Source organism: Achromobacter sp. Bel (genome assembly GCF_012928505.1).
GTDB lineage: Bacteria > Pseudomonadota > Gammaproteobacteria > Burkholderiales > Burkholderiaceae_B > Achromobacter.
The window spans coordinates 1-24,152 of sequence record NZ_JABBJN010000068.1; the positions used below are offsets into that span (position 1 = coordinate 1).

The window sequence follows — 24,152 nt, forward strand, 5'->3', positions numbered from 1 at the left end:
TCCAGCGCGCCCACCGGCGCGGCCAGCGACGCCAGTTGCACGCCGCCCGTGCCGGGGTCTCCCGGCACCAGCAGGGCCTGGCCCGAGGCCGACTTCTGGCGCGAGCCGATGTCGTTGGTGGCCCGCAGCTTGGCTTCGGTCACGCCGAAACGCTTGGCGATCGACGCGTAGGATTCCCCGCGGCGCGAGTGGTAGACCTTCCAGGCGCTCAGGTCGCCCTTGTAGTTGGTCAGGTTCGCATTGAAGATCTCGACGCGGTCGGCCGGCAGTAGCAGGGTCGGGCCGTGGTCGCCGCGGATGACCGGGCGGTTGAACGAGGGGTTCAGCGCCTTGAATTCGTCCAGCGGCATTTCGGCCAGCTTGGCGGCGATTTCCAGGTCGATGTCGCTGTTTTTCTGGACCGTCACGAAGTAGGGGGTGTTGCCCACCGGGGGCAGCGCCACCGCATAGCGCTGCGGATCCGCGATGATGTTCTTGATGGCCTGCAACTTGGGCACGTAGTTGCGGGTCTCGTCCGGCATGTTCAGGGACAGGTAATCGGTGTTCTGGCCGGCCGCTTCGTTCTTGGCCATGGCGCGCTGCACCGAGCCTTCGCCCCAGTTGTAGGACGCCAGCGCCAGATACCAGTCGCCCTGCATCTCGAACAGCTTTTCCAGGTAGTCCAGCGCCGCGTTGGTCGAGGCGATGGGGTCGCGGCGCTCATCGCGCCACCAGTCCTGCTTCAGGTTGAAGTGCGTGCCGGTTGCCGGCACGAACTGCCACAGGCCGGAAGCCTGCGAGCGTGACAGGGCGGTCGGGTTGTAGGCGCTTTCCACGAACGGCAACAGCGCCAGTTCGGTCGGCAGGCCGCGTCGGTTGATCTCGTCGACGATGAAATACAGGTATTTGCCGGCGCGCTCGGCCATGCGCTGCACCGCCTCGGGGTGGGACGCGTAATAGTCGGTCCACTGCTGCGAGAGGTCGGTGTTCAGGTTGGGGATGGCGAAACCGCGGCGGATGCGGTCCCAGGCGTCTGACGGCGGGTTGGTCAGGTCAACCGTTCGGGACGTATCCCGGGCGATGTAGCGCCCTTGGGAATTGGTGGTGAGGTTCTTGCTATCGGGGGCTTTGGTTCCTGCGCAACCGGCGAGGACTGCCAGCATGAGTGGCAGAAGGAGTCGGGATAGATTCATCAGGCGGTCACTTGAAATCGTTCTTCCATTCACGCAGGGAGGCAAAGACCTCTACCGGCGTAGGTTGATTGCGTCCGGCCCAGCTGGCTGCGGCACGGACGACGTCGACTTGCTGCGTACGCAAAAACGGGTTCGTCGCGCGTTCCTGACCGATCGTCGACGGAAGCGTGGGAAGACCTTCTGCTCGTAGTTGCTGGGCTCGCTGATACCACTGTTGCAGGGTGCGATTGGCGGGTTCTACAGCCAATGCCCAGCGCAAGTTCGCTAGAGTGTACTCGTGCGCGCAAAAAACCTGTGTATCTGGCGGTAAAACAGAAAATTTTCCTAAGGAATCATGCATTTGCGCAGGAGTGCCCTCGAAAAGCCGGCCACAGCCCCCCGCAAACAGGGTGTCTCCGCAGAACAGCACGGGTTCTATTCCCGCCGCCCGGCCCGTGTAGGCGATGTGCCCGGCGGTGTGGCCGGGCACGTCCAGCACGTGCAGGTCCAGGTCCAGTTCGGGCAGGGCCACGCGGTCGCCTTCAGCCAGCGGCACGTCGCAGCGGGGCAGTTGTTCCCGCGCCGGACCGTATACGGTAATGTCCCCGATGCGTGACAATTCCAGAACGCCGCCCACATGGTCGCCGTGATGGTGCGTGAGTAGAATGGCGCGCAGCTTCAAGCCTTCCTGCTCAAGCCATCGCAACACCGGACCGGCTTGCCCGGGATCGACCACGGCGGCGTTTTCACCCTGGACGATGGCCCAGATGTAGTTGTCGGTAAAGGCAGGTAGAGGCAAGACCGCGGCATTGCGTTCGCGGCCGCCTGCGGGGGCGGTCAAGGCTTGCATGAGATTCGAAGGAAAAGAAACGTGGCAGAAGATACTCCGCCGATTGTAGAACTGGCCGAATGGTTCCAGACGCCGCCCGGGCAGTACGCGCTGGCCTGGGAGCGGGCCCAGTTCGACGCGGCTGTCGCGGACGTGTTCGGATATTACGCCTGGCAGGTCGGGCTGGCCGACATGAACCTGCTGCGGGCCAACCGCATGCCCTTCAAGGGCTACGTGGGCACCGAGACCCCGTCGGCGGAAAGCATCGCCGGCTGGCAGTCCCGCGTGGTGCTGGCCGAGCCCGAAGCGCTGCCGTTCGAAACCCAGAGCGTCGACCTGCTGATCCTGCCGCATGCCTTCGAGTGCACGCAGGACCCGCACAATGTCCTGCGCGAGGTCGAACGCGTGCTGGTGCCGGAAGGGCGGGTCGTGATTTCAGGCTTCAACCCCTGGAGCATGTGGGGGGCGCGCACGCGCATGCCCGGCATGGAGCCCTGGCTGCCGCAGCCGCCGTCTTCCCAGGTGTCGCTGCCGCGACTGAAAGACTGGTTCAAGCTGCTGTCGCTGGAAGTCGAGGCCAGCCACTTCGGCTGCTACGCGCCCGCCTGCCGCAGCGAGAAATGGCTGCAGCGCTGGGGCTTCCTGGAATCAGCCGGCGCCCGATGGTGGAGCCTGGGCGGGGCGGTCTATATGGTGTCGGCGGTCAAGCGGGTGGCCGGCATGCGTATCATCGGCCCTGCCTGGAAAACCAAGCCCAAGCGCGCGCGCGCCGCGTCCGTGGTGGTCAACCGCCAGGCTGACGACGGCTTCGACCCGTCCTGAACGGCCCCCGCCCGCCTATTTTTTGCACGAACAAGGATTACCAAGCAGCACCATGCAGGACAACAAACCGAACGATCAGAAAGTGGAAATGTGGACCGACGGCGCCTGCAAGGGCAATCCGGGTCCGGGCGGCTGGGGCGTGCTGATGCGCGCGGGCGGCCACGAGAAAACCCTGCACGGTGGAGAACTCCAGACCACCAACAACCGCATGGAGCTGCTGGCGGTCATTGAAGGCCTGCGCGCGCTCAAGCGCGCCTGCGTCGTCACCATCCACACGGACTCGCAGTACGTGATGAAGGGCATGACCGAGTGGCTGGCGAACTGGAAGCGCCGCGGCTGGATGACGGCCGACAAGAAGCCCGTCAAGAACGTCGAGCTGTGGCAGGCCCTGGACGAGCAGGTCCAGCGGCATCAGGTGTCCTGGCGCTGGGTCCGCGGGCACGCCGGCGACCCCGGCAACGAACGGGCCGACCAACTGGCCAATATGGGCGTGGAAGCGGCCAAGCGGGGCTGAGGGCATCGGGATATACCCTGAATTCCGCCGTTTGGGGCGGATTTAGTTCTTTCATCCGACTTCTGGATTGTTCCAGTATGTAAATTCGGGTGCTACAGTGCCATCCCCATTCCAGTTCCTGCGGCGTTCGGCCAGGCGGGGAATACGGTCCGCGCCGCACCACCGCCACATTCGCGCATGAAAAAAGCTGTACTGCTGGCCGCCGTCGCGGTCGGGTTGGCCGCGGGGGCCGCACTTGGTGTTTTTGTGCCGCGCTGGCTCGCGCCCGGCGCGGCCACCACCCAGACCGTCGCCAAGCCCCAAGTGGCGCCGGCCAGTCCCGTGCGCGTCGAAGTGGCGGCCGTCCAGGAAATCCCCTTCGCGCGCGGCCTGTCGGCCGTGGGCAGCCTGCGTTCCGACGAGTCCGTCGTGCTGCGGCCCGAAGTGGCTGGCCGGATCCAGGCGATCGAATTCAAGGAAGGCCAGCCCGTCACGCGCGGCCAGACGCTGATCCGGCTGGATGACTCCGTGCCCCGCGCCGAACTGGCGCAGGCCCGCGCCAACCTGACCCTGGCTCAGAGCCACTACCGCCGCGCCGTGGAATTGCAGGGCAAGGGTTTCGTCAGCCAGCAGGCCCGCGACGAATCCGCCAGCACGCTCAAAGTCCAGGAAGCCGCGGTGGCGCTGGCCCAGGCCCGGCTGGACAAGATGACGATCTCGGCCCCGTTCGGCGGCATCGTGGGGCTGCGCAGCGTGTCCGTGGGCGATTACGTCAACCAGGGGCAGGACCTGGCGCCGCTTGAGGCGATCGACCCCCTGAAAGTGGATTTCCGCGTGCCGGAAATGTATCTGAGCAAGGTCGGCGTCGGTCAGCAGCTGACGTTGCGCCTGGACGCGCTGCCGGGCCAGGAGCGCCAGGGGCTGGTCTACGCCGTGAGCCCGCTGGTGGATGCCGGCGGCCGGTCCATCCTGTTGCGCGCCACCGTCGCCAACAAGGACGCGCTGCTGCGCCCGGGCATGTTCGCCCGCGTGCAATTGCTGTTCAATCAGGACAAGGCGCTGGTCGCGCCGGAAGCCGCGTTGTCGCCCTCGGGCGAAACGCAGTACGTTTACCGCATCAAGGACGGCCGCGCGGAGCGGCGCGAGGTCACCATCGGCGAACGCCGCGAAGGCCGCGTCGAGATCCTGACGGGCGTGGCGGCCGGCGACAAGCTGGTCGTGGCGGGCATGCAGCGCGTGACGGACGGCGCCACCGTGCACGTCGTTGGCGGCGGCTCGTGACGCCGGCTCTTCTTCTTTCTTGGCGATAGCGCTATGCGTATCTCGGAAACCTGCATCAAGCGGCCGGTGTTCGCGTCGGTCCTGTCGCTGATCATCGTGCTGATCGGCTTGATTTCCTATTCGCGCCTGACCGTGCGCGAATACCCCAAGATCGACGAGCCCATCGTGTCGGTGGACACCACCTACAAGGGCGCTTCGCCCGAGGTGATCGAGTCTCAGGTGACCAAGCCGCTGGAAGACCAGTTGGCCGGCATCGAAGGCGTGGACGTGATGACCTCGCGCAGCCGCTCCGAACGCAGCCTGATCAACATCAAGTTCAACCTGTCGCGCAACCCGGACGCCGCGGCGGCCGAAGTGCGCGACAAGGTGTCGCGCGCCCGGCGCTTCCTGCCCGACGAGATCGACGAGCCCATCATCGGCAAGGTCGAGGCCGACTCCCAGCCCATCATCTACATCGCGGTGGAGTCCGGCACGTACTCGGCGATCCAGACTTCCGACTACATCAACCGATACATCAAGACCCGGCTGTCCGTGCTGCCCGGCGCGGCCGAAGTCCGCGTCTTCGGCGAGCGCCTGCCGTCCATGCGCATCTACGTCGACCGCGACAAGCTGGCTGCCTATGGCCTGACCGTGCAGGACGTCGAGGCCGCCTTGCGCAGCCAGAACGTCGAGATCCCGGCCGGCCGCATCGAATCGCGCGCCCGCGAGTTCTCGGTGGTGTCGTCCACCGACCTGCAGACGCCCGCCCAGTTCGAAGACGTGATCGTGGCCAACGTGAAGGGCTATCCCGTCCGCCTGCGCGACGTGTCCAAGGTCGAGATCGCGGCGGCCAGCGACCGCGTGCTGTCGCGCTTTAACGGCAAGCCGGCGATCAACATCGGCGTGACGCGGCAATCCACCGCCAACCCGCTGGAGCTGTCCAAGGCGGCGCGCCTGGAAGTCGGGCGCCTGAACGAGACGCTGCCGGCAGGCATGAAGCTGAACATCGCCTACGACTCGTCGGTGTTCATCGAACGCTCCATCGATTCCGTCTTCCACACGATCGGCGAAGCCATCATCCTGGTGGTGCTGGTGATTTTCTTCTTCCTGCGCAACCTGCGCGCCAGCATCATCCCCATCGTCACCATCCCGGTGTCGCTGGTGGGCGCCTGCGCGCTGATGTACTTCTTCGGTTTTTCGATCAACACGCTGACCTTGCTGGCGATGGTGCTGGCCATCGGCCTGGTGGTGGACGACGCCATCGTAGTGCTCGAGAACATCTACCGTCACATCGAAGAGGGTATGCCGCGCAAGGAAGCCGCGTTGCGCGGCTCGAAGGAAATCGGGTTCGCGGTGGTCGCCATGACCATGACGCTGGTCACCGTGTACGCGCCGCTGGCGTTCGCCACGGGCCGCACCGGCCGGCTGTTCATCGAATTCGCGCTGGCGCTGGCCGGCGCCGTGCTGGTGTCGGGCTTTGTCGCGCTGACGCTGACGCCCATGATGTGCTCGGTGCTGCTGCGCCACGAAAGCAGCCACAGCCGCTGGTACAACCTGATCGAAGGGTGGCTGAACGGCATGAGCAACGGCTACCGCCGCCTGCTGGGCGCGTCCTTGCGCCACCGTTGGCTGGTGGTGGTGATCGGCCTGGCCGTGGCGGCCGGCAGCGGCGTCCTGTTCAAAGTGGTCAAGAGCGAACTGGCGCCCATCGAAGACCGCGGCGTGGTGTTCGGCATCGTCAGCTCGCCGGAAGGCGCCACGCTGAATTACACGCTGGACAGCATGCTGGGCATCGAGAGGTTCTATTCCGAGATCCCCGAGGCCAGCGGCAGCCAGGTCACGGTGGGCTTTCCCACCGTGACGGACGGCACTGCCATCCTGCGCTTGAAGCCTTGGGAAGAGCGCAGCCGCAAGCAGCAGGCCATCACCCAGCAGCTGCAGCCGCAGTTCTCGTCGCTGCCCGGCGTGCGCGCCTTTCCGACCAACCCGCCGTCGCTGGGCCAGTCCGCGCGCTCCAAGCCGGTGGAATTCATCATCATGAGCCAGGCGTCCTACGCGGAGCTGGCCCGGCTGACGGACGTGTTCCTGACCGAGCTGCGCAAATACCCCGGCCTGCTCAACCTGGACACCGACCTGCGCCTGAACACCCCGGAACTGCGGGTGCGCGTGGACCGCGACAAGATGGCCGACGTGGGCGCCAACGTGGATACCGTGGGCCGCACGCTGGAATCGATGCTGGGCGGCCGCCAGGTCACCCGCTACAAGGACGAGGGCGAGCAGTACGACGTGATCGTGCAGGTGACGCCGCGCGACCGGGCCAACCCCACCGATATCTCGGGCATCTACGTGCGCGCGCGCGACGGCAGCATGGTGCAGCTGGACAACCTGCTGGGTGTGCATGAGGGCGTGTCGCCGCAGTCGCTGAACCACTTCAACCGCCTGCGCGCGGTGAAGATCGACGCGGCCGTCGCGCCGGGCTATGCCTTGGGCGAAGTGCTGACCCACATGCACCAGGTCGCGCGCGACGTGCTGCCCAACACCATCGTGACGGACCTGGACGGCCAGTCGCGCGAGTTCCGGGATTCGTCGGGCAGTATCTATCTGGTCTTCGGCATGGCGCTGGCTTTCATCTACCTGGTGCTGGCCGCGCAGTTCGAAAGCTGGCGCAACCCCTTCATCATCATGCTGTCGGTGCCGCTGTCCATGACGGGCGCGTTGCTGGCCTTGTGGCTGACGGGCGGCACGCTGTCCATCTACAGCCAGATCGGCCTGATCACGCTGGTGGGCCTGATCACCAAGCACGGCATCCTGATCGTGGAGTTCACCAATCAGCTGCGCGACGAAGGCCGCGAACTGTTCGCAGCCGTCACTGAAGCCAGCGTGCTGCGGCTGCGCCCGATCCTGATGACGACGGGCGCCATGGTGCTGGGCACGGTGCCGCTGGCGCTGTCCACGGGCGCGGGGGCGGAATCGCGCCAGCAGATCGGCTGGGTCCTGGTGGGCGGGCTGATGCTGGGTACACTACTGACCTTGTTCGTCGTGCCGGTGGCCTATACGCTGATTGCCACCGCGCGCCAGAAACCCGGCCATGCCGGCAGCGCAGAGCATCCCCCGGCCCCCCCGCCGGGCGCCCACACGCCGCCGGCGTCGGCCAACGCAGCGTCGGAATAAGTTATGCGCCAGATCATCTTTGACACGGAAACTACCGGACTGGACCCTGCACAGGGCCACCGCATCGTCGAGATCGGCTGCGTGGAAATGGTCAACCGGATGTCCACGGGCAAAAACCTGCACATCTACCTGAACCCGGACCGCGACAGCGACCCCGAGGCCTTGGCGGTGCACGGGCTGACAACGGAATTCCTGTCCGACAAACCGCGCTTCGCCGACGTGGCCGACGAGTTCGTCACATTCATCCAGGGCGCGGAGCTGATCGCGCACAACGCCGCGTTCGACGTGAAGTTCTTCAACGCCGAGCTGGCCAAGACGGGCCGCGGCCCGATCACCGAATACTGCGAGACGATCACCGATTCGCTGCTGCATGCGCGGTCGCTCTTCCCAGGCAAGCGCAATTCGCTGGACGCCCTGTGCGACCGCTTCGGCATTTCCAACGCCCACCGCACGCTGCACGGCGCATTGCTCGACTCGCAGTTGCTGGCCGAAGTCTGGCTGGCCATGACCCGGGGCCAGGACGCGCTGCTGATCGACGTGGATGACAACGACGGCGCCGGCAGCGACGGCATCGTGCTGGCCAAGTTCGATGCGTCGGGCCTGGTGGTGGTGAAAGCCAGCGACGACGAACTGGCCGAGCACGAAACCTATCTGGCAGCGCTGGACAAGTCCGTGGGCGGTGAGTGCGTGTGGCGCAAACTGGATGCGCCGGTGGCGGCCGCGTAAATAATTTTCCGAGGCGACTTGCGCACGTTTTAAAAAACATGCTATTATTTCGCCTCTTTCAGGGTGGTTAGCTCAGTGGTAGAGCACTGCCTTCACACGGCAGGGGTCACAAGTTCGAAACTTGTACCACCCACCAAAGACCCTTGAGAGGCAGCGCAGGCCCAATATCCAACAAGCCGAAGTTGTCATCAAGTCGCACAGCAAACCGCATCGCAAGATGCGTTGCCGGGTGCAAAGCAAACAAGCCAACCTTTACCGGTTGGCTTTTTTGTTTTCTGCTGCGGACAATGGCGTGGCAAAACCGTGGCGAAATACCGTGCACCCCGCGCCAATCCTATTATTCTATTGATCAGACGCAACTGCGCCGTTGGCCCTTGCGTCCCGTCGGGTCTTTGCATGTCTATGATTGTTGTATGGCGAACCCCAGGAGGAAACCTCCCGGGCATGCTTATGCGAACAGGAGACGTCCATGCATGCCAGCACAAATACCATGTTGATCATCATCGTCACGGGCGTGGCGTTGATGCTGGTCGGATTCGGGCTGCGTGACCGCAATATCGGGATGGGATTGATGGGGCTGGGCCTGATCACGGCCATTGGCTCCATCCTGTACAAGGCCTACATCACATTCTATTGACGTGGCCCTCAGCCTTTCGGCGCCTGCTGGCGGGCGATGCGCGCCAGCAGCGTGTCCAGCTGATTCGCGAAGGCCTTGCGGTCGGCCTGGCTGAACGAGGGCGGGCCGCCCGTGTCCACGCCGCTTGCGCGCAATTCTTCCATCATGTCCCGCACCGCCAGCCGTTCCCGGATGGTTTCCGGCGAATAACGCTCGCCGCGCGGGTTTAGCGCCATCGCGCCTTTTTCCAGCACTTCAGCCGCCAGCGGGATATCCGCGGTGATGACCAGATCGCCCGGCGCCGCGCGTTCGACGATGTGCGCATCCGCCACGTCGAAGCCGCGCGGCACCTGCACCGCGCGGATCAACGGCGAGGGCGGTGTGGAAAGAGGCTGGTTGGCCACCAGGGTCACCGGCACCTGCCAGCGCTGCGCGGCGCGGAACAGAATGTCTTTGATGACCACGGGACACGCGTCCGCATCGACCCAGATGTGCATGGGCGCTTATTCGCCCAGCGCTTTCTGCAGCACGTCGGCCACGATGTCGTTGGTGGACACACCGCGTTCGGCCGCCAGGGCGCGCAGCTTGTCCGCATGCGCCTGCGACAGCTTCAGCGGAAACGGTACCAGGCCGGCGGCCTGATCCAGCTTGCGCTGTTCGCGGCGGTCGGGCGCCTGCGAGGCCACGCCGAAGCGGTCGGGGGTGGCGGACTGCTTGAGTTGCCCAGCCAGCTTCAGGGCCTGGTTCTTTTGAAGATCGAATTTATTCATGGAAATTCCTGATGAGGAGCGCAATCATAAGCGCAACCGGCGTCAACGCGGTTTGGCGTGCTCCAGCAGGGCCAATCCTTCTTCGGCGCCGTCGTGCAGCGGCACGGTCAGGCCGCGCCGGGCATTGGCCACCGACACCTGGGCGCCTTGTGGCGAGCCTGCGGCCAGCAGGTCCTGGCCCGTTTGATAGACGGCACGCACGACCACCAGCGCTTCGTCACGGGTCAGGTCGGCCGTGGTGAGCAGCAGGGCGGCTGTGCCGACGGTCGGGATCGGGGCCGGCTGGTTGGGGTAGGTGCCCGCCGCGATCTCCAGCGGCATCAGCTCGTCCTCTTTGACCGTCAGCGCCTTGATGGCGGCCGGGTCCAGCGGCAGCAGCTTGAGTTGGGCCTGAGTCAGCGCGTCGCGCAGTGGCGCGGCGGGCACGCCGATCACTTGCGCGGCGGCGTCCACCGTGCCCGCGTTCAGCGCAGGCAGCGACGCGGCAAAGGGCGTGTCCGCCACTTTGTAGTCGCGGCCGGCCTGCAGGCCGTGGGCCGCCAGCACGGCCTCCAGCGTGGTGCGCACCGCGGAGCCCTCCGGCCCCAGCGCAATAGTCTTGCCCTTCAGGTCGCGCACCCCGCGCAGCGCCGGGTCGTCGCGGACCACGATGTGGACCAGTTCGGGATAAAGGCTGCCCAACGCACGCAGTCCCACGAAGGGGCCTTGCGCCGCGAACGGGCCGAGGCCTTCATAGGCCAGGCGCGCAGTGTCGGCCTGCGCCAGGCCGACCACGGCGTCGCCGTTGCGCAGCAGCGCGATGTTCTCGGCGCCGCCGCCGGTGATCAGCGGCATCACGCGGATCTGCTGGGCACGCCCGACGGCGGCCAGGGCGCGCGCGAAGGCCACGTATTCGCCGCGGTCGGGGCCACCGGCCAGCGGATAGCCCTGCTGCATCCGCGCCAGCCGGCCGTTGATGCGGGACACCGAACGCTCAAGCTCCTGCTGCACGACGTGTTGCGCCGTGCTGGACGCACTGTAGGCGACGGAATGGGTGATCTGGTCCAGCGTGTCCAGCAGCTGCCGCGTGACCGGGGGCGGCGCGCCGGTGTCCAGCGACGGCGCTTCGGCCGCCTTGAAGCCTGCCGGCGTGACCAGCTTCCATGTGTCGCCCTCCTGGCGGTAGATGGCGCTGGCGTGCGCGACGATGCGGTCGCCAGCCTGGTTGCCGCCCGACTTCACGCCGCTGATGCTGCGCGGGCCAGCGCCCAGCAGCGTCACCAGCGACGCCGCGCCCGGCTGGTCCCACGCGCCCAGCGCGATATCGCGGCCCAGGTCCAGTTCGACGTCGTAATACACCACGCGACGGGTTTCGCCGGCGGGCGCGTCGCTGTCCGCGGCGGAACCCATGCGCTTGAGTTCGGCGATCCGGAACAGGCCTTGGCCATAGGTGGCGTTCAGGCCGCGTTCGACGTCGGCGCGCAGGGCGTCGGTATCGGGCGCGCGGCCGCAGGCCGCCAGGGCCAGGCACAGCCCCATCAGGGCAATGCGCTTGAGGATGGACAGGCTCATGCTTACATCCCTCCCACGAACGGCAAGGAAATCAAGGACGTCAGCACGATCACATTCAGGATGTCGACCAGGAACGCGCCCGTGACCGGGACCACGATGAAGGCTTCGGGCGCAGGACCGTGGCGCCGCGTCAAGGCCTGCATGTTGGCGATGGCGGTGGCGGTGGCGCCCAACCCGAAACCGCAGAAGGCGGCCGACATGATGGCCGCTTCGTAATCACTCTTTAGCATCCGGAACACCACCCAGGCGGCGTACAGCGCGCAGAACAGCGTCTGCACCAGCAGCATCAGGGCCAGCGGACCGGCCAGGCGCGCCACGCTGGACAGGTCCAGCGTCATCATCGTCATGCCCAGGAACAGCGACAGCGAAATCGTGCCAATGATCTCCGTGGCGCGGTCGTCCAGCTTCAGGCCCAGGTGCACGCCCGCGTTGCGGATCAGCACGCCGGTCGCCAGGCACCACAGGAAGTTGGGCAGGCTGACGGGGGCGCCCTCCACCAGCATTGCAAGATAGCCGCCGACGACCAGGCACACGAAGGCGGCGGTCATCGACACGATGAACGAGCCGGCCGTGGCGGGCGCGGCGTCTTCGGCCAGGTCCGGCGCGGCGTTCCCCCCCTGGGCCGAATGGTCCAGGCTGCCGGCCAGCTTGTGCCGGCGCATGAGCCATTCCGCCACCGGGCCGCCCACCACCCCGCCCAGCACCAGGCCCAGCGTGGCCGAGGTCATCGCCAGCGCCATGACGTCCTGGATATTGTTGAAGTCGGCGAAGCGCGTCGCATAGGCCGCGCCCGTGCCGTGCCCGCCCACCAGGGTGATGGTGCCGCCCAGCAGGCCCATCAGCGGATGCATGTCCAGCAGCCAGGCCATGCCCAGGCCCACGGCGTTCTGCAGGACCAGGAAGGGGATCAGCGCCAGCAGGAAGGCGATCAGCCGGGGGCCGCCCTTGGCCAGCAGTTTCAGGTTCGCCGTCAGCCCGATGCAGCCGAAGAACAGCAGCAGCAAGGTGGGCTTGATGCTGGTTTCCATAGAGATCGACACGCCGCCCCATGTCGACAGCAAGTAGGCCAGCACGGCGAACAGCAGGCCGCCCACGATCGGGTCGGGGATGCTGTAGCGCGCCAGGATGCCTATCCGCGAGGTGAGCACCCGGCCGATGACCAGCACCAGGCAGCATGCAAGCAGGGATTGAACGGGCGAAAGCGAGATCATATGGGCCTTCGCGCCCTGGCGGGGCGCAGCTATGCAAAGTATGGGAACCGTTGCCGCCACATCGTTCAGATTGTGGCCCTATATTACGGCCGTGACCGCAACGCTGTATAGGGACGCGGCAACGCGTGCAGTCCCGCCGGTGGAGCCGGGGGGCTGCGCCGTCTAGAGCGGAAACGCGCGCGACATGTAACTGGCCCGGGGACCGTATCCGGCCAGCTTTTCGGCCAGGGCGGCAGGCAGGGCGTGGCCCTGGCCACCGACTGGCTGATACCCGTGGCGCAGCCAATAACCCACGGCGGATTCCAGCGACACCAGGCTGGCGCGGCGCATGCCGCTTTCCATGGCGCCGCCGGCGGCGGTCCGCAGCAGCGTCTGGCCCACGCGCAGACCTTGCGCGGACGGCACCACGGCGCAGTCATGCAGGAACCAGTGGTCCGCTTGCGGGGGCAGCGCGGTCAGCGCCACGTCCAGCGCGGGAGGCAGGCCGGCATCCCAGGGGTACGAGATCAGATAGCCCAGCAAGGCGTCGCCGTCGGCCGCGCGCGCCACCCAGCAATAAGCGGGCGCAAGCGCCAGGCGATTCAGGAAGAACTCCGCGCTTTCAAGCAGAAAGTCGGGGTAGGCCAGGGTCTGGGCATCCAAAATGCCGTCCACGTCGCTGGCCAGCATAGGGCGGACTTGGTATTGCATGACAACCTGTGAAAACAACAAAAGCCGGCGCATTTTACCGGCGTCCGGCAGCCTCTTGCTTTACGAGGCTTCACAAATGGGGGACACAGGTTAACGAGGCTTGCACGCGACTTCATAGTTTTCGCTGGGTGAATCCCTAGAATCCATCCGAGTTCCGGCCAGCAGAGGGGCTACGCCGCATTTCATGAAAATTCGACGAGGCCCTGCGCATACTGCCTGCCATAGCGTCCTGTATTTCGAGCGAAAGCGTCTTATGCACATCCAATTCCGGTCCGATCCGATCCCGCAGCAAGCGTTGACCAAAGCGTATCCCTTGGGGGCGCTCTGGTCTTCCAAGGTTGCGGCCGTGCCGTATGACACTTGCGTGACGTGCGTGATTCCCTGCTTGAACGAGGCCGAAAATCTGCGCATCCTTCTGCCGTTGCTGCGCAGCCGCCTGTCGGCCCTGTGCACCAGTTGGGAGATCATCGTTGCCGATGACGGCAGCACCGATGGCACGGAAGCGCTGATGGCCGAATGGACGCAGCACAGCGGCTTTCGCTATGTGCAACTGTCGCGCAATTTCGGCAAGGAAGCCGCGCTGAGCGCGGGCCTGGAAGCCGCCACCGGCAATGCCGTGATCTGCCTGGATGCGGATCTGCAGCACCCGCCCGCGTTGATCGAACAGATGCTGGCGCGCTGGGCCGCCGGCGCCGAAATGGTCTATGCCGTGCGCGAGACCCGCGCCGACGAATCCTGGGTGAAGCGCTCCGGCGCGCGCTGGTTCTACAAGCTGCTGAGCAGCGCGCGCGGTGTGAACGTGCCGGCGCACGCGGGCGATTTCCGCTTGATGGACCGCGGCGTGGTGGATGCGCTGATCGCCTTGCCCGAACGCACGCGCTTCATGAAGGGCCTGTACGCCTGGGTCGGCTTCAAGGGCGAAGCGCTGCCTTACACGCCCGACGAGCGGCTGCACGGCGACAGCCGGTTCAGCGGCCTGCGCCTGTTCCGCCTGGCGCTGGATGGCCTGACTGCGTTCACGACCTGGCCCTTGCGGCTGGTCAGTCTGGTCGGCGTCGCTTTCGCGATGCTGGCGATGTCGTACGCCGCCTATCTGGTCGGCGAATACCTGGTGTCAGGCAACGCCGTGTCCGGCTGGACCACGATCGTCACCGCCGTGCTGTTCTTTGCCGGCGTCAACCTGATTTCCCTTGGGGTGGTGGGTGAGTACGTCGCCCGCATTTTCGATGAAGTGAAGGGCCGCCCGCTATACGTCGTGCGCCGGCGCCAGGGCGCGGCTTCGCGCGCGGACAAGGCGACGGGCTGACGATGGCCGGCGCCACCCTGACCCCGGCGCGTTCCGACTGGAACCCGCGGGCGGGGCGGTTCTTGCTGGCCGTTGGCCTGTGGTTGGGGTTCCTGGCCTGGGTCCGCCCGCTGACCCTGCCAGACGAAGGCCGCTACGCGGGCGTCGCCTGGGACATGCTGCGCAGCGGATCGCACGCCGTGCCGTTGCTGGACGGCATGCCGTACTTCCACAAGCCGCCGCTTTACTACTGGCTGGCAGAACTGTCCTTTTCGGTGTTCGGCGTCCATCCCTGGGCGGCGCGCTTGCCGTCGTGGCTCGCGGCATGGGGATCGGCCGCGGGGCTCTACTATTTTGTGCGCCGCTACCGCGACGGCGCTGCGGCCGCGTTGACCGTGCTGATCCTGTCGACCATCCCTTTTTTCTACGGCGGCGCGCAATTCGCGAACCTGGACATGCTGGTCGCCGGCATGATCTCCCTGTGCGTGCTGGCTTCGGTGGACACGGTGCTGCGCGCCGAGCGCGACCAGCCCTATCGCGGGATGTCTTTGGCGGCCTCGGCCCTGGCCGGACTGGCGGTGTTGGCCAAGGGGCTGATCGGCCTGGTGCTGCCCGGCGCGATCTTGCTGATCTGGTTTGCCTGGCGCCGACGCTGGCGCGGCCTGGCCGCGTTGCTGTGGCTGCCGGCGCTGTTGGTCTTCGCAGTCGTTGCCGCGCCGTGGTTCGTGCTGATGCATCTGCGGTTCCCGGGCTTCTACGATTATTTCTTCGTGTACCAGCACTTCCAGCGTTTTGCGGCCAGTGGCTTCAACAACGCGCAGCCGTTCTGGTTCTACCTACCCGTCGTGGCCGGCCTGAGCCTGCCGTGGTCCTTGTGGGCCGGCGGCATCATGCGGCGCACGTTCTGGCAGGAAGGGCACGCGCGCGACCTGCGTCGCCTGGCGCTGGTCTGGTTCGCCGTAGTGCTGGTGTTCTTTTCGTTGCCGCAGTCCAAGCTGGTCGGCTATGTGCTGCCCGCGCTGGCGCCGCTGGCGTTCCTGTTGGCCGAAGTGATTCTTGGCGCGTGGCGCGAACCCGGCGACCCGGTGTCGCCGCGGCTGGTGCACACGAGCGCCGCTGTCGCCGCCGGCATCTGCGTCGTGGCGGTGGGAGTGGCGGCCAACAACGTACGGGGCAGCGCCGCGCCGATGGCCGAAGTGGTCCGGGCGCAGGCGGGGCCTGCCGACACGTTCGTCGCCCTGCATACCTATCCGTTCGACCTGGCGCTGTATGCCCGCGCCCCGCAGCCCATGTGGGTCGTGGACGACTGGCTGGATCAGGACGTGCCGGTGCGTGACAACTGGCGTAAGGAACTTTATGACGCGGCAAGGTTCGATCCCGCTCGGGGCAAGGAACTACTGGTTAGCTCTGCCGAGTTCAGCGCCCGGCTCTGCGCGGCACCCGACGGGTCCCGCTATTGGGTGTGGGGCACGAACTCGGATGGGCCGGTGTACGCGCCGCTGCGCGGCCTGGAGCCTGCGGCCAGGAGCGTGAAGTACGTGATGTGGCGGGTGGACGTGAACGACGCTTTCAGGCGGCGGGCTTGTGGCGGAACGCCCAAAACCGGCTAGCGGCGAAGGTGGCGAACGCCAGGCCGATCAGGATCAGGGCCAGCAACAGGTCATAGGGAATGGTGGTGGTGTGCAGCAGCAGTGCGTAGGCGGATTCGTTGATCGCGAAACCAATGGCTGAAATCAAGAAGAAACGACGGACTGCTACGGTCCAGGGTGTGCGGGTATGTCGGAACGTAAGCCGGTAGTGGCCGGAGAACGAAACCACGAAGGCCACCAGCCAGCCGATCAGGTTGGCGGCCAGCGGCGGCAAGCGGAACCCTTCCACGCAGCCTACGGCAACGGCCCAGTGGGTCGCGGCGGCAGCGCAGCCGACAACGACGAAGAGGCTGATCTGTTGAAGGAAGGCGCGCATGGAAGCCGTGGTGAAATGGAAATTCGAGGTGATGCAATGAGCAAACGGATCGTCGTCTGCGGTGACGATTTTGGCATGAATGCCGACATCGATGAAGGCATGATCGCATTGGCCGGCATGGGCCGCGTCAGTGCGGTCAGTTGCCTGTCGCTGGGCCCCACGGTTGCCGCGAACGCCCCTCGCCTGGCGGCGCACAACGTCGACATTGGCCTGCATGTGAATTTCTCGGAATCGCTGGGCGCAGACGCGGAGCCGATGCCTTCGCTGCGTGCGCTGATCCTCCGCGCGTACACCGGCCGGCTGGACCGTGCCTGGATCGATGTGCACCTGAACCGCCAATTCGATGCCTTTGAAGCTGCGTTCGGACGCGCGCCCGACTACGTGGACGGGCATCAGCACGTGCATCAGTTGCCCGGCATCCGCGACCAGGTACTGTCGCAATTGAAGCGTCGGTATGGCGATAAGCGGCCCTGGCTGCGGCAGACGGCGCCTGGGGCGCAGTGCGGCATTCCGCTCAAGGAATCGATCAAAGCCCGCATCATCGGCGCCTTGGGGGCGGCGGCGCTTGCCCGCCAGGCCCGGCAGGACGGCCTGCGCACCAATCGCCGGCTGCTGGGCGTGTATGGGTTTGAAGGGGGCAAGCGGCGTTACGCGGATCTGTTGCAGAACTGGCTGTTCAATGCGCACGACGGCGATCTGCTGATGTGCCATCCCGCGATGGACTGCAAGGAAGGCAGCCCCATGTCGCGCCAGCGCCGCGCCGAATTCGATGTATTGGCCAGCCCCAAGCTGGGCGACTGGATGAGCGAAAACGGCGTGCGCATCGCCCGCTTGCCGGCCGCCGCGTACTGATCCCGCCGTCTGGCGCCGGCTACCCGCTGGTCAGGCTGTCCAGCAGCCAAGCGCCGGCGGGCCCCAGCGGGCGCCGCGTGGACCACACGACATCGACCCGGATATGGCGCGGCCAGCCGGGCACGGTCAGCTCCACCAATTGGTTGCGCCCGAAGCGCTGGATCATCCAGCGCGGCAGTTCCGCCCAGCCGAAACCCAGGCTGGCCATTTCCAGCAGCATCAGATAGCCCGGCGCCGACCAGGTCGAGCTCGGCGGCGCGGCGTCCTTGTCGTCCAGTTCGTAGGTGCTGAGGCGTAGTTCGCGTTCGGCGTCGAGGTCCCCGCGCGTGACCCGCGCGCGACCTGCCAGCGGATGGTTGCGCCCCACGCACAGGACGATTTCGGACAGTTCCGTCAGCGTCGCGTGCGCGACATCGGGCGGGTAGCTGTCCTGGGCAGCCATCAAGCCCACATGCGCGCGGCCTTGCTGCACCAGCGCCACCACATCCTCATATTCCGCGATCAGGCATTCGAAGCGCAGCGCCGGGTAGCGCCGGTCGATCTGGCTGAGCATGTTCTCGAAGGTCTCGGACTGGAACGTGTCGGACAGCACCACGGTCAGGCGGGGCTCCAGTCCGTCGGCCAACTGGCTGGCGCTGCGGTTGAACCGGTCATTCGCGGCCAGCACCTGCAAGGCCTGCCCCAGCAGCACCTGGCCGGCCTCGGTCAGCGCGGGCTGGCGCTGGCTGCGGTCGAACAGCGTGACGTTCAGGTCCACCTCCAGGTTGGCGATGGTTTCGCTGATGGTGGACTGGCTTTTGCCCATTTTCCGGGCGGCGGCCGAAAACGAGCCTTCCGAGGCGACTTGGGCGAACGCGGCCAGGGATTCGAGGGAGTGGCGCATGGGGGCAGGGTTATCGGTTTTTCCGATGGATTCAATCTTTATCGTACCGGAAATATCGTCGAAAATCGCTTCCACTCTGTAGCAACCGACCTCAGGTGGGTCATGACGCAAGCCACGAAAACCCTAAAAGAACGTTTTTTCCACGCCTTCCTGTTCGAAATCCTCGCCATCGGCCTGTGCGCGCCCATCGCGGCCTGGGCCATGGGCAAATCCCTGTTTGAAATGGGCGTGCTCACCGCGGTCATCGCCTGGATCGCGCTGCTCTGGAACATGATCTACAACGCCGGCTTCGACCGCGTCGAGAACCGCTTTGGCTGGATCCGTAATCTGCGCGTGCGCATCCTGCACGCCTTCGGGTTCGAACTGGGCCTGATCCTGATCGTGATCCCGCTGGCGGCCTGGTGGCTCAGCATCAGCTTGTGGGAAGCCTTTGTGCTGGATATCGCGCTGGTGCTGTTCTACCTGCCGTATGCCTTCCTGTACAACCTGGCCTACGACCGGTCGCGCCCGCGCGTCATGCAATGGCTGAACCGGGGTAAGGCGGGCGCCGTGTCTCCGGCCGCCGTTCCGGCCGCTACGCGTCAATGACCTTGCGCGTGAACATTTCCAGGTAGTCCATCAATGAATCCGCGCCCTTGATGGCCGCGGCTTCATTGCCGGTGGCGATGCCCTGTGCCATCAGCATGTGGCGGCGGGCGCCTTCGGCGATATCACCTTCGTGCTGATAGGCGTACCAGAAGCGCCGGCACTGGATGATCAGCGGTTCCACGGCGTTCACGGCCGACACGTTGCGGCAGGCCTCGTGGCAGACGTAGTCCAGCAGTTGGTCGGCGTGCATGTAGTCGTCAAGGTTGCCGCCTTCCGAGGCGCGGATCATCTGCGCCGCGCAGTCCACGATCTGGGTGCGCTGCGCGGGCGTGGCGCGGCGCGCCGCGCTGGCGGCGATCAGTTGCTCCAGCGCGCGGCGGGTCTGGATCAGGTCCATGTGGTCCGCCAGCTGGATCATCGACACGCGCAGGCCGCGCCGGGGTTCCTGGCGGATCAGTCCGGCCGCCACCATGCGCAGCAGCGCCTCGCGAAGCGGCGTGCGCCCCAGGCCGGTCTTCTCCACCAGATCCGCTTCCACGACCGCGCTGCCAGGTTGCAGCTGCAGCGTGGCGATCATGCTCTCGATCTGGTCGTAGGCGACATCCGCGGCGCGCCGTTTGGGTTCTGCTCCTGCCATCAATTATTATTTTCCTTCGTTTTGCGCCACTGCGTGTAGGCCAGCCATTCGCCGACGAACCCGCGTCGGAAGAACGACACGCACAACACGAAAATCAGCCCGATGACGATCGTGACGACGTCGCCCAGGGTGGCAAGGTAGTTCTGCAAGCTGACGACCAGTGTCGCGCCGACCACCGGGCCCCACACCGTGCCGATGCCGCCCAGGAGCGTCATCAGCAGCACCTCGGTGGAGGTGGCCAGCGACACGTCGTTCAATGCCACCAGCTGAAGCACCAGCGCCTTGAGCGACCCCGCCAGGCCGGCGACCGCCGCAGACAGCACGAAGGCCAGCAGCTTGCACCGATCCGTATCGTAACCTAGCGAAATGGCGCGCGGCGCGTTGTCCCGGAGGGTCTTGAGCACCTGGCCGAACGGCGAATGGATCACCCGGTAGACGAACAGGAAGCCCAGCACGAACACCGCCAGCGCGAAGTAATACATGTTCGTATCGACGCTCAGGTCCACCAGGCCCAGGAACTTGCCGCGCGGGATGCCCTGCATGCCGTCCTCGCCCCGCGTCCAGCCCACCTGCACCGCCATGAAATAGGCGACCTGTGACAGCGCCAGCGTGATCATCGCGAAATAGATGCCGGTGCGCCGGATGGCCAGCCAGCCGATCGCATAGCCAATGGCGGCGGCCATGGCCACGCCGCACAGCATGGCGATTTCGGGGGGCAGGCCGCGCGCGCCGAACAGGATCATCATTTCGCCGGCGGCGTAGCCGGCCCAGCCGAAGAATGCCGCATGCCCGAAGGACACCAGCCCGGTGAAACCCGTCAGCAGGTTGAAGGCCAGCGCGAACAGCGCAAAGCACAGCACCTTCATCACGAACACGGGGTAGACGACCTGGGGAAAGAAGGGCACCAGCAGCGCGGGCACGAGCAGCAGCGCCAGGATACGGATCGAAAGGGGAATGCGCGGCACCTTATTTCTCCTTGCCGAACAGGCCGGCGGGGCGCATCAGCAGCACGACGGCCATCACGATGAACACGACCACGGTGGACGCCTCGGGATAGAACACTTTGGTCAGGCCTTCCAGCAGGCCCAAGGCCAGGCCGGTGACGATGGCGCCCATGATGGAACCCAGGCCGCCGATCACCACCACGGCGAACACGATGTTCAGCAGGTTGGAGCCCATCAGCGGATTGATCTGCATGACGGGCGCCGCCAGCACGCCGGCCACGCCGGCCAGCGCCACGCCGAAACCGTAGGTCAGCGTGATCATTACCGGCACGTTCACGCCGAATGCCTGCAGCAGCTTCGGGTTTTCGGTGCCGGCCCGCAGCATGGCGCCCAGCCGGGTGCGTTCGAACAGGTACCAGGTCGCGATGCACAGCGTCAGCGACGCCACCACCACGAACCCCCGGTACGCCGGCAGGAACATGAAGCCCAGGTCGAAGCCGCCCTGCAGGATCTCGGGCGGCTCGTAGCCCACGCCCGAGATGCCGTAGAAGTAGCGAAAGCCCCCCTCCATCATCAGCGCGATGCCGAAGGTCAGCAGCAACCCGTACAGATGGTCCAGGTGATACAGCCGCTTGAGCAGCGTCTTTTCGATCACGACGCCGACCGCGCCCACCAATAGCGGCGCTACGATCAGCGCGGCCCAGAAGTTGATCTGCACCCCGGGCCCCAGCAGCTGGGGCAGCTGCGTGAAGCCGATCCACGCCAGGAACGCCGCCATCATGAACTGGGCGCCGTGCGTGAAATTGACGATGTTGAGCAGGCCGAAAATGATGGCCAGCCCCATGCTCAGGATGGCGTAGAAGCAGCCGTTGATCAGCCCCACCAGCAATTGGGCGAGCAGGGCGGGAAGGGAGATGTCGAACATAGTAGGCGGCGGTCGGCGTGGGTGGCGTTACGACTTGTTCAGCGGGCAGGCGGCCTGCGGCTTGGGGAACACGTCCTCGCCCTTCAACACCGATTTCACGTTGTAGTAGTCCCAGGGGGCCTTGGATTGGGCAGGCGTCTTTACCTGCAACAGCAGCATGTCGTGCACCAGGGCGCCGTCCGCGCGCAGTTTTCCGTTGCGGATCACGGCGTCGTTAATGGTCATTTCCCGCAGCTTGGCCATCACGGTGGGCGCATCGTCCGTGCCTGCGGCTTCGATCGCCTTCAGGTACGACAGCGTGGCGGAATACACGCCGGCCTGCGAGGCCGTCGGCATCTTCTTGGCCTTCTCGAAAAACTTCTTGGCCCAGGCGCGCGAGGCGTCGTCGTAGTCCCAGTAGAACGCTTCGGTCAGGTACATGCCTTGCGCCTTGGGCAGGCCCATGCTGTGCACGTCCGAGATGTACGTCAGCAGCGGCGCCACGATCTGCTTCTTGTTGATGCCGAATTCGTTGGCCTGCTTCACGGCGTTGACGGTGTCGTTGCCGGCGTTGGCCAGCGCGATCACGTCTGCCTTCGAGGCCTGCGCCTTCAGCAGGAACGACGAGAAATCGTTGCCCGGGAACGGGTGGCGCGACACGCCTACGACGGTGCCGCCGTTTTCCTTGATGACTTCGGTCGCGTCCTTTTCCAGCGAGTGGCCGAAGGTGTAGTCGGCGGTGATGAAGTACCAGGTCTTCTTGCCTTCCTGGACCAGCGCGCGCGCCGTGCCGGCCGCCAGCGCATAGGTGTTGGTGGTCCATTGCGCATTCAGCGGCGAGCACTTTTCGCCCAGGATCGCCGTGGACAGGCCGGCCGAAGGCATCGTCACGCGGTTCTTCTGCTTGGCGATCTCCATCACGGCCAGCGCGGTGGACGCGGTGGGGAAGTCGGTGATCATGTCGACCTTGCCCTGGTCGAACCATTCGCGGGCCAGGTTGGCGGCCACGTCGGGTTTGTTCTGGTGGTCGGCGGCGACCACCTCCACGGGTTTGCCCAGCACCTTGTTGCCCATTTCTTCGGCGGCCAGGCGGGCGGCGATCACGGAGCCGTTGCCGGCCAGGTCGGAGTAGACGCCCGACAGGTCGGTCAGCACGCCGACCTTGACGACGTCGTCGCTGATCTTGGCCTGCGCGTGGACCGCGCCGGCCGCGCCCAGGGTAAGCAGCGCTGCTGCGATTCGATTCAATTTCATCTGACTACGCTCCGTGTAGGAATGGGGGACTGCGGTCGGAAGGAATACAGCGGGGGACATCAAATGCCGAGCAACGCGTTCAGCTTGTCCTGCGACTGCTGGATTTCGGCGCGGTCGATCACCGCGACCACCTGGCCGTGCTCGATGACGTAGTGGCGGTCGGCCAGATGCTGCGCGAAGCGGAAGTTCTGCTCGACCAGCACGGTGGTGTAGCCGCGCTCTTTCAATTGCCGGATCACGCGGCCCAGCGACTGCACGATGACGGGGGCCAGGCCTTCGGTGATTTCGTCCAGCAACAGCAGGCGGGCGCCGGTGCGCAGGATGCGGGCCATCGCCAGCATCTGCTGTTCGCCGCCCGACAGCCGCGTGCCGGGGCTGTGCGCGCGTTCTTTCAGATTGGGGAACATCGCGTAGATCTCTTGCACCGACATCCCGCCGGGGCCCACCGAGGGCAGCAGCATGAGGTTTTCCTCGGCGCTCAACGACGCGTAGATGCCGCGTTCTTCGGGGCAATAGCCGATGCCCCGGCGCGCGATCTTGTGGGTGGGCATGCCCACCGTTTCTTGCCCCTGGACCTTGATCGAACCGCTGCGCCGGCCCACCAGGCCCAGGATGGATTTCAGCGTCGAGCTGCGGCCCGCGCCGTTGCGGCCCAGCAGCGTCACGCATTCGCCGGGCTTCACGTCCAGATCGATGCCGTGCAGGATGTGCGATTCGCCGTACCAGGCGTGCAGGTTGCGGATTTCCAGCATGTTCGCGGCGGCGCCGGCCACGGCTTCATTCATCTTCGGCTCCCATGTAGGCTTCGCGCACGGCGGGGTCTTCCGACACGGTCGCGTAGGGGCCTTCGGCCAGGATCTCGCCCCGTTGCAAAACGGTGATGGTGTCGGAGATGTCCGCCACCACTTTCATGTTGTGTTCGACCATCAGGATCGTGCGTCCCGCGGACACCTGCTTGATCAGGTGCTTGACCCGGTCCACGTCCTCGTGGCCCATGCCTTGCGTGGGTTCGTCCAGCAGCAGCAGTTCCGGCTCCAGCGCCAGCGTGGTCGCGATCTCCAGCGTGCGCTTGCGGCCGTAGGGCAGGTCGCCCGCTGCCACGTCAAGGTGGGTGCGCAAGCCGACCTGGTCCAGCAGTTCCTCGACACGGTGGTGCAGGCTTTCCAGCGTGCGCTCCGACCGCCAGAAGCAGTAGTCCACGCCCAGTTTGCGCTGCAGGGCCACGCGCACGTTCTCGCGCACCGACAGTTGCGGGAACACGGCCGATATCTGGAACGAACGTACGATGCCGCGGCGCGCCGTCTGCGCGGGGCGTTCCTGCGTGATGTCCACGCCGTCGTACACGATCTCGCCGCGCGTCGGGATGTGGAACTTGGTCAGCAGATTGAAGAACGTTGTCTTGCCCGCGCCATTCGGGCCGATCAGGGCATGGATGGCGCCGCGCCGCACGCTCAGGTCGACGTTGTTGACCGCCACGAAGCCGCGGAATTCCTTGGTCAAGCCCCGGGTCTGAAGGATGATGTCGCTGTGCATGGTGTCCGATAGGCGTG

General features: G+C 65.8%; 25 protein-coding genes and 1 tRNA gene. 11 read left to right on the forward strand and 15 right to left on the reverse strand.

Annotation, left to right across the window (positions count from 1 at the left end; all coding sequences use genetic code 11):
* Both HG262_RS27275 and gloB read right to left on the reverse strand, forming a co-directional pair.
* On the reverse strand, positions 1–1,172 hold a 1,172-nt coding region (locus tag HG262_RS27275), incomplete at its 3' end, for a transglycosylase SLT domain-containing protein (protein WP_169273990.1).
* A gap of 7 nt (positions 1,173–1,179) precedes the next feature.
* Positions 1,180–2,001, reverse strand: coding sequence for a hydroxyacylglutathione hydrolase (gloB, locus tag HG262_RS27280; RefSeq protein ID WP_169273991.1), 822 nt, complete (start codon positions 1,999–2,001; stop codon positions 1,180–1,182).
* A gap of 21 nt (positions 2,002–2,022) precedes the next feature.
* Between gloB and HG262_RS27285 the strand changes: the two genes are divergently transcribed.
* From HG262_RS27285 to HG262_RS27315, 7 genes are all read left to right on the forward strand, one after another.
* Positions 2,023–2,802, forward strand: a complete 780-nt coding sequence (locus HG262_RS27285; protein ID WP_169273992.1) for a class I SAM-dependent methyltransferase — start codon at positions 2,023–2,025, stop codon at positions 2,800–2,802.
* 52 nt (positions 2,803–2,854) lie between these two features.
* On the forward strand, positions 2,855–3,316 hold the full coding sequence (gene rnhA / locus HG262_RS27290; RefSeq protein ID WP_105559279.1) for a ribonuclease HI: 462 nt from the start codon (positions 2,855–2,857) through the stop codon (positions 3,314–3,316).
* A gap of 177 nt (positions 3,317–3,493) precedes the next feature.
* Positions 3,494–4,576, forward strand: a complete 1,083-nt coding sequence (locus HG262_RS27295) for an efflux RND transporter periplasmic adaptor subunit (protein ID WP_169273993.1) — start codon at positions 3,494–3,496, stop codon at positions 4,574–4,576.
* 33 nt (positions 4,577–4,609) lie between these two features.
* Complete coding sequence (locus HG262_RS27300) at positions 4,610–7,726, forward strand: efflux RND transporter permease subunit (protein WP_169273994.1); 3,117 nt, start codon at positions 4,610–4,612, stop codon at positions 7,724–7,726.
* A gap of 3 nt (positions 7,727–7,729) precedes the next feature.
* Positions 7,730–8,452, forward strand: coding sequence for a DNA polymerase III subunit epsilon (gene dnaQ, locus HG262_RS27305; protein ID WP_169273995.1), 723 nt, complete (start codon positions 7,730–7,732; stop codon positions 8,450–8,452).
* 61 nt (positions 8,453–8,513) lie between these two features.
* Positions 8,514–8,588 (forward strand) — tRNA-Val (locus tag HG262_RS27310).
* Between the two features lie 333 nt (positions 8,589–8,921).
* Complete coding sequence (locus tag HG262_RS27315) at positions 8,922–9,089, forward strand: hypothetical protein (RefSeq protein ID WP_169273996.1); 168 nt, start codon at positions 8,922–8,924, stop codon at positions 9,087–9,089.
* 8 nt (positions 9,090–9,097) lie between these two features.
* Here the strand turns inward: HG262_RS27315 and HG262_RS27320 are convergent, their stop codons facing one another.
* The 5 genes from HG262_RS27320 to HG262_RS27340 form a co-directional block, all read right to left on the reverse strand.
* Positions 9,098–9,565 (reverse strand): YaiI/YqxD family protein, encoded by a 468-nt coding sequence (locus tag HG262_RS27320; protein ID WP_169273997.1) that lies wholly within the window; start codon positions 9,563–9,565, stop codon positions 9,098–9,100.
* 6 nt (positions 9,566–9,571) lie between these two features.
* The gene (locus tag HG262_RS27325; RefSeq protein ID WP_088590330.1) at positions 9,572–9,838 is read right to left on the reverse strand and encodes a hypothetical protein; all 267 of its coding nucleotides are present in this window, start codon (positions 9,836–9,838) and stop codon (positions 9,572–9,574) included.
* A 42-nt stretch (positions 9,839–9,880) separates the two neighbouring features.
* Positions 9,881–11,383, reverse strand: coding sequence for a TAXI family TRAP transporter solute-binding subunit (locus tag HG262_RS27330; RefSeq protein WP_169274018.1), 1,503 nt, complete (start codon positions 11,381–11,383; stop codon positions 9,881–9,883).
* Between the two features lie 8 nt (positions 11,384–11,391).
* On the reverse strand, positions 11,392–12,600 hold the full coding sequence (gene gltS, locus HG262_RS27335) for a sodium/glutamate symporter (RefSeq protein ID WP_169273998.1): 1,209 nt from the start codon (positions 12,598–12,600) through the stop codon (positions 11,392–11,394).
* Positions 12,601–12,762: 162 nt separating this feature from the next.
* Positions 12,763–13,269, reverse strand: a complete 507-nt coding sequence (locus tag HG262_RS27340; protein ID WP_169274019.1) for a GNAT family N-acetyltransferase — start codon at positions 13,267–13,269, stop codon at positions 12,763–12,765.
* A gap of 274 nt (positions 13,270–13,543) precedes the next feature.
* Here HG262_RS27340 and HG262_RS27345 point away from each other — a divergent pair, with 274 nt between their 5' ends.
* Positions 13,544–14,596, forward strand: coding sequence for a glycosyltransferase family 2 protein (locus tag HG262_RS27345; protein ID WP_169273999.1), 1,053 nt, complete (start codon positions 13,544–13,546; stop codon positions 14,594–14,596).
* Positions 14,597–14,598: 2 nt separating this feature from the next.
* Positions 14,599–16,185, forward strand: a complete 1,587-nt coding sequence (locus tag HG262_RS27350) for a glycosyltransferase family 39 protein (protein WP_169274000.1) — start codon at positions 14,599–14,601, stop codon at positions 16,183–16,185.
* On the opposite strand, the gene HG262_RS27355 is transcribed toward HG262_RS27350, so the two are convergent.
* Positions 16,145–16,540: a GtrA family protein gene (locus tag HG262_RS27355; protein WP_211187800.1), complete on the reverse strand. Its 396-nt coding sequence runs from the start codon at positions 16,538–16,540 to the stop codon at positions 16,145–16,147. The genes HG262_RS27350 and HG262_RS27355 overlap by 41 nt on opposite strands.
* 36 nt (positions 16,541–16,576) lie before the next feature.
* On the opposite strand from HG262_RS27355, the gene HG262_RS27360 reads away from it, so the two are divergent.
* Positions 16,577–17,392: a ChbG/HpnK family deacetylase gene (locus tag HG262_RS27360; protein ID WP_169274001.1), complete on the forward strand. Its 816-nt coding sequence runs from the start codon at positions 16,577–16,579 to the stop codon at positions 17,390–17,392.
* A 19-nt stretch (positions 17,393–17,411) separates the two neighbouring features.
* Here HG262_RS27360 and HG262_RS27365 read toward each other — a convergent pair whose 3' ends face one another.
* Positions 17,412–18,275 (reverse strand): LysR family transcriptional regulator, encoded by an 864-nt coding sequence (locus tag HG262_RS27365; RefSeq protein ID WP_169274002.1) that lies wholly within the window; start codon positions 18,273–18,275, stop codon positions 17,412–17,414.
* 102 nt (positions 18,276–18,377) lie between these two features.
* Between HG262_RS27365 and HG262_RS27370 the strand changes: the two genes are divergently transcribed.
* Positions 18,378–18,863, forward strand: a complete 486-nt coding sequence (locus HG262_RS27370; protein ID WP_169274003.1) for a multidrug/biocide efflux PACE transporter — start codon at positions 18,378–18,380, stop codon at positions 18,861–18,863.
* On the opposite strand, the gene HG262_RS27375 is transcribed toward HG262_RS27370, so the two are convergent.
* From HG262_RS27375 to HG262_RS27400, 6 genes are read right to left on the reverse strand one after another with little or no spacing between them, the layout of a single operon-like run.
* Entirely contained in the window at positions 18,850–19,500 is a 651-nt protein-coding gene (locus tag HG262_RS27375) for a GntR family transcriptional regulator (RefSeq protein WP_169274004.1), read from the reverse strand. The genes HG262_RS27370 and HG262_RS27375 overlap by 14 nt on opposite strands.
* Complete coding sequence (locus HG262_RS27380; protein ID WP_169274005.1) at positions 19,500–20,465, reverse strand: branched-chain amino acid ABC transporter permease; 966 nt, start codon at positions 20,463–20,465, stop codon at positions 19,500–19,502. The genes HG262_RS27375 and HG262_RS27380 overlap by 1 nt, the downstream gene beginning before the upstream one ends.
* Position 20,466: 1 nt before the next feature.
* Entirely contained in the window at positions 20,467–21,369 is a 903-nt protein-coding gene (locus HG262_RS27385) for a branched-chain amino acid ABC transporter permease (protein ID WP_169274006.1), read from the reverse strand.
* 27 nt (positions 21,370–21,396) lie between these two features.
* A complete protein-coding gene (locus HG262_RS27390) occupies positions 21,397–22,602 on the reverse strand; it encodes an ABC transporter substrate-binding protein (protein ID WP_169274007.1) in 1,206 nt (401 codons plus the stop codon).
* A gap of 59 nt (positions 22,603–22,661) precedes the next feature.
* Positions 22,662–23,387: an ABC transporter ATP-binding protein gene (locus HG262_RS27395; RefSeq protein WP_169274008.1), complete on the reverse strand. Its 726-nt coding sequence runs from the start codon at positions 23,385–23,387 to the stop codon at positions 22,662–22,664.
* On the reverse strand, positions 23,380–24,135 hold the full coding sequence (locus HG262_RS27400) for an ABC transporter ATP-binding protein (protein ID WP_169274009.1): 756 nt from the start codon (positions 24,133–24,135) through the stop codon (positions 23,380–23,382). Before HG262_RS27400 ends, HG262_RS27395 begins: the two co-directional genes overlap by 8 nt.
* Positions 24,136–24,152 lie beyond the last annotated feature (17 nt).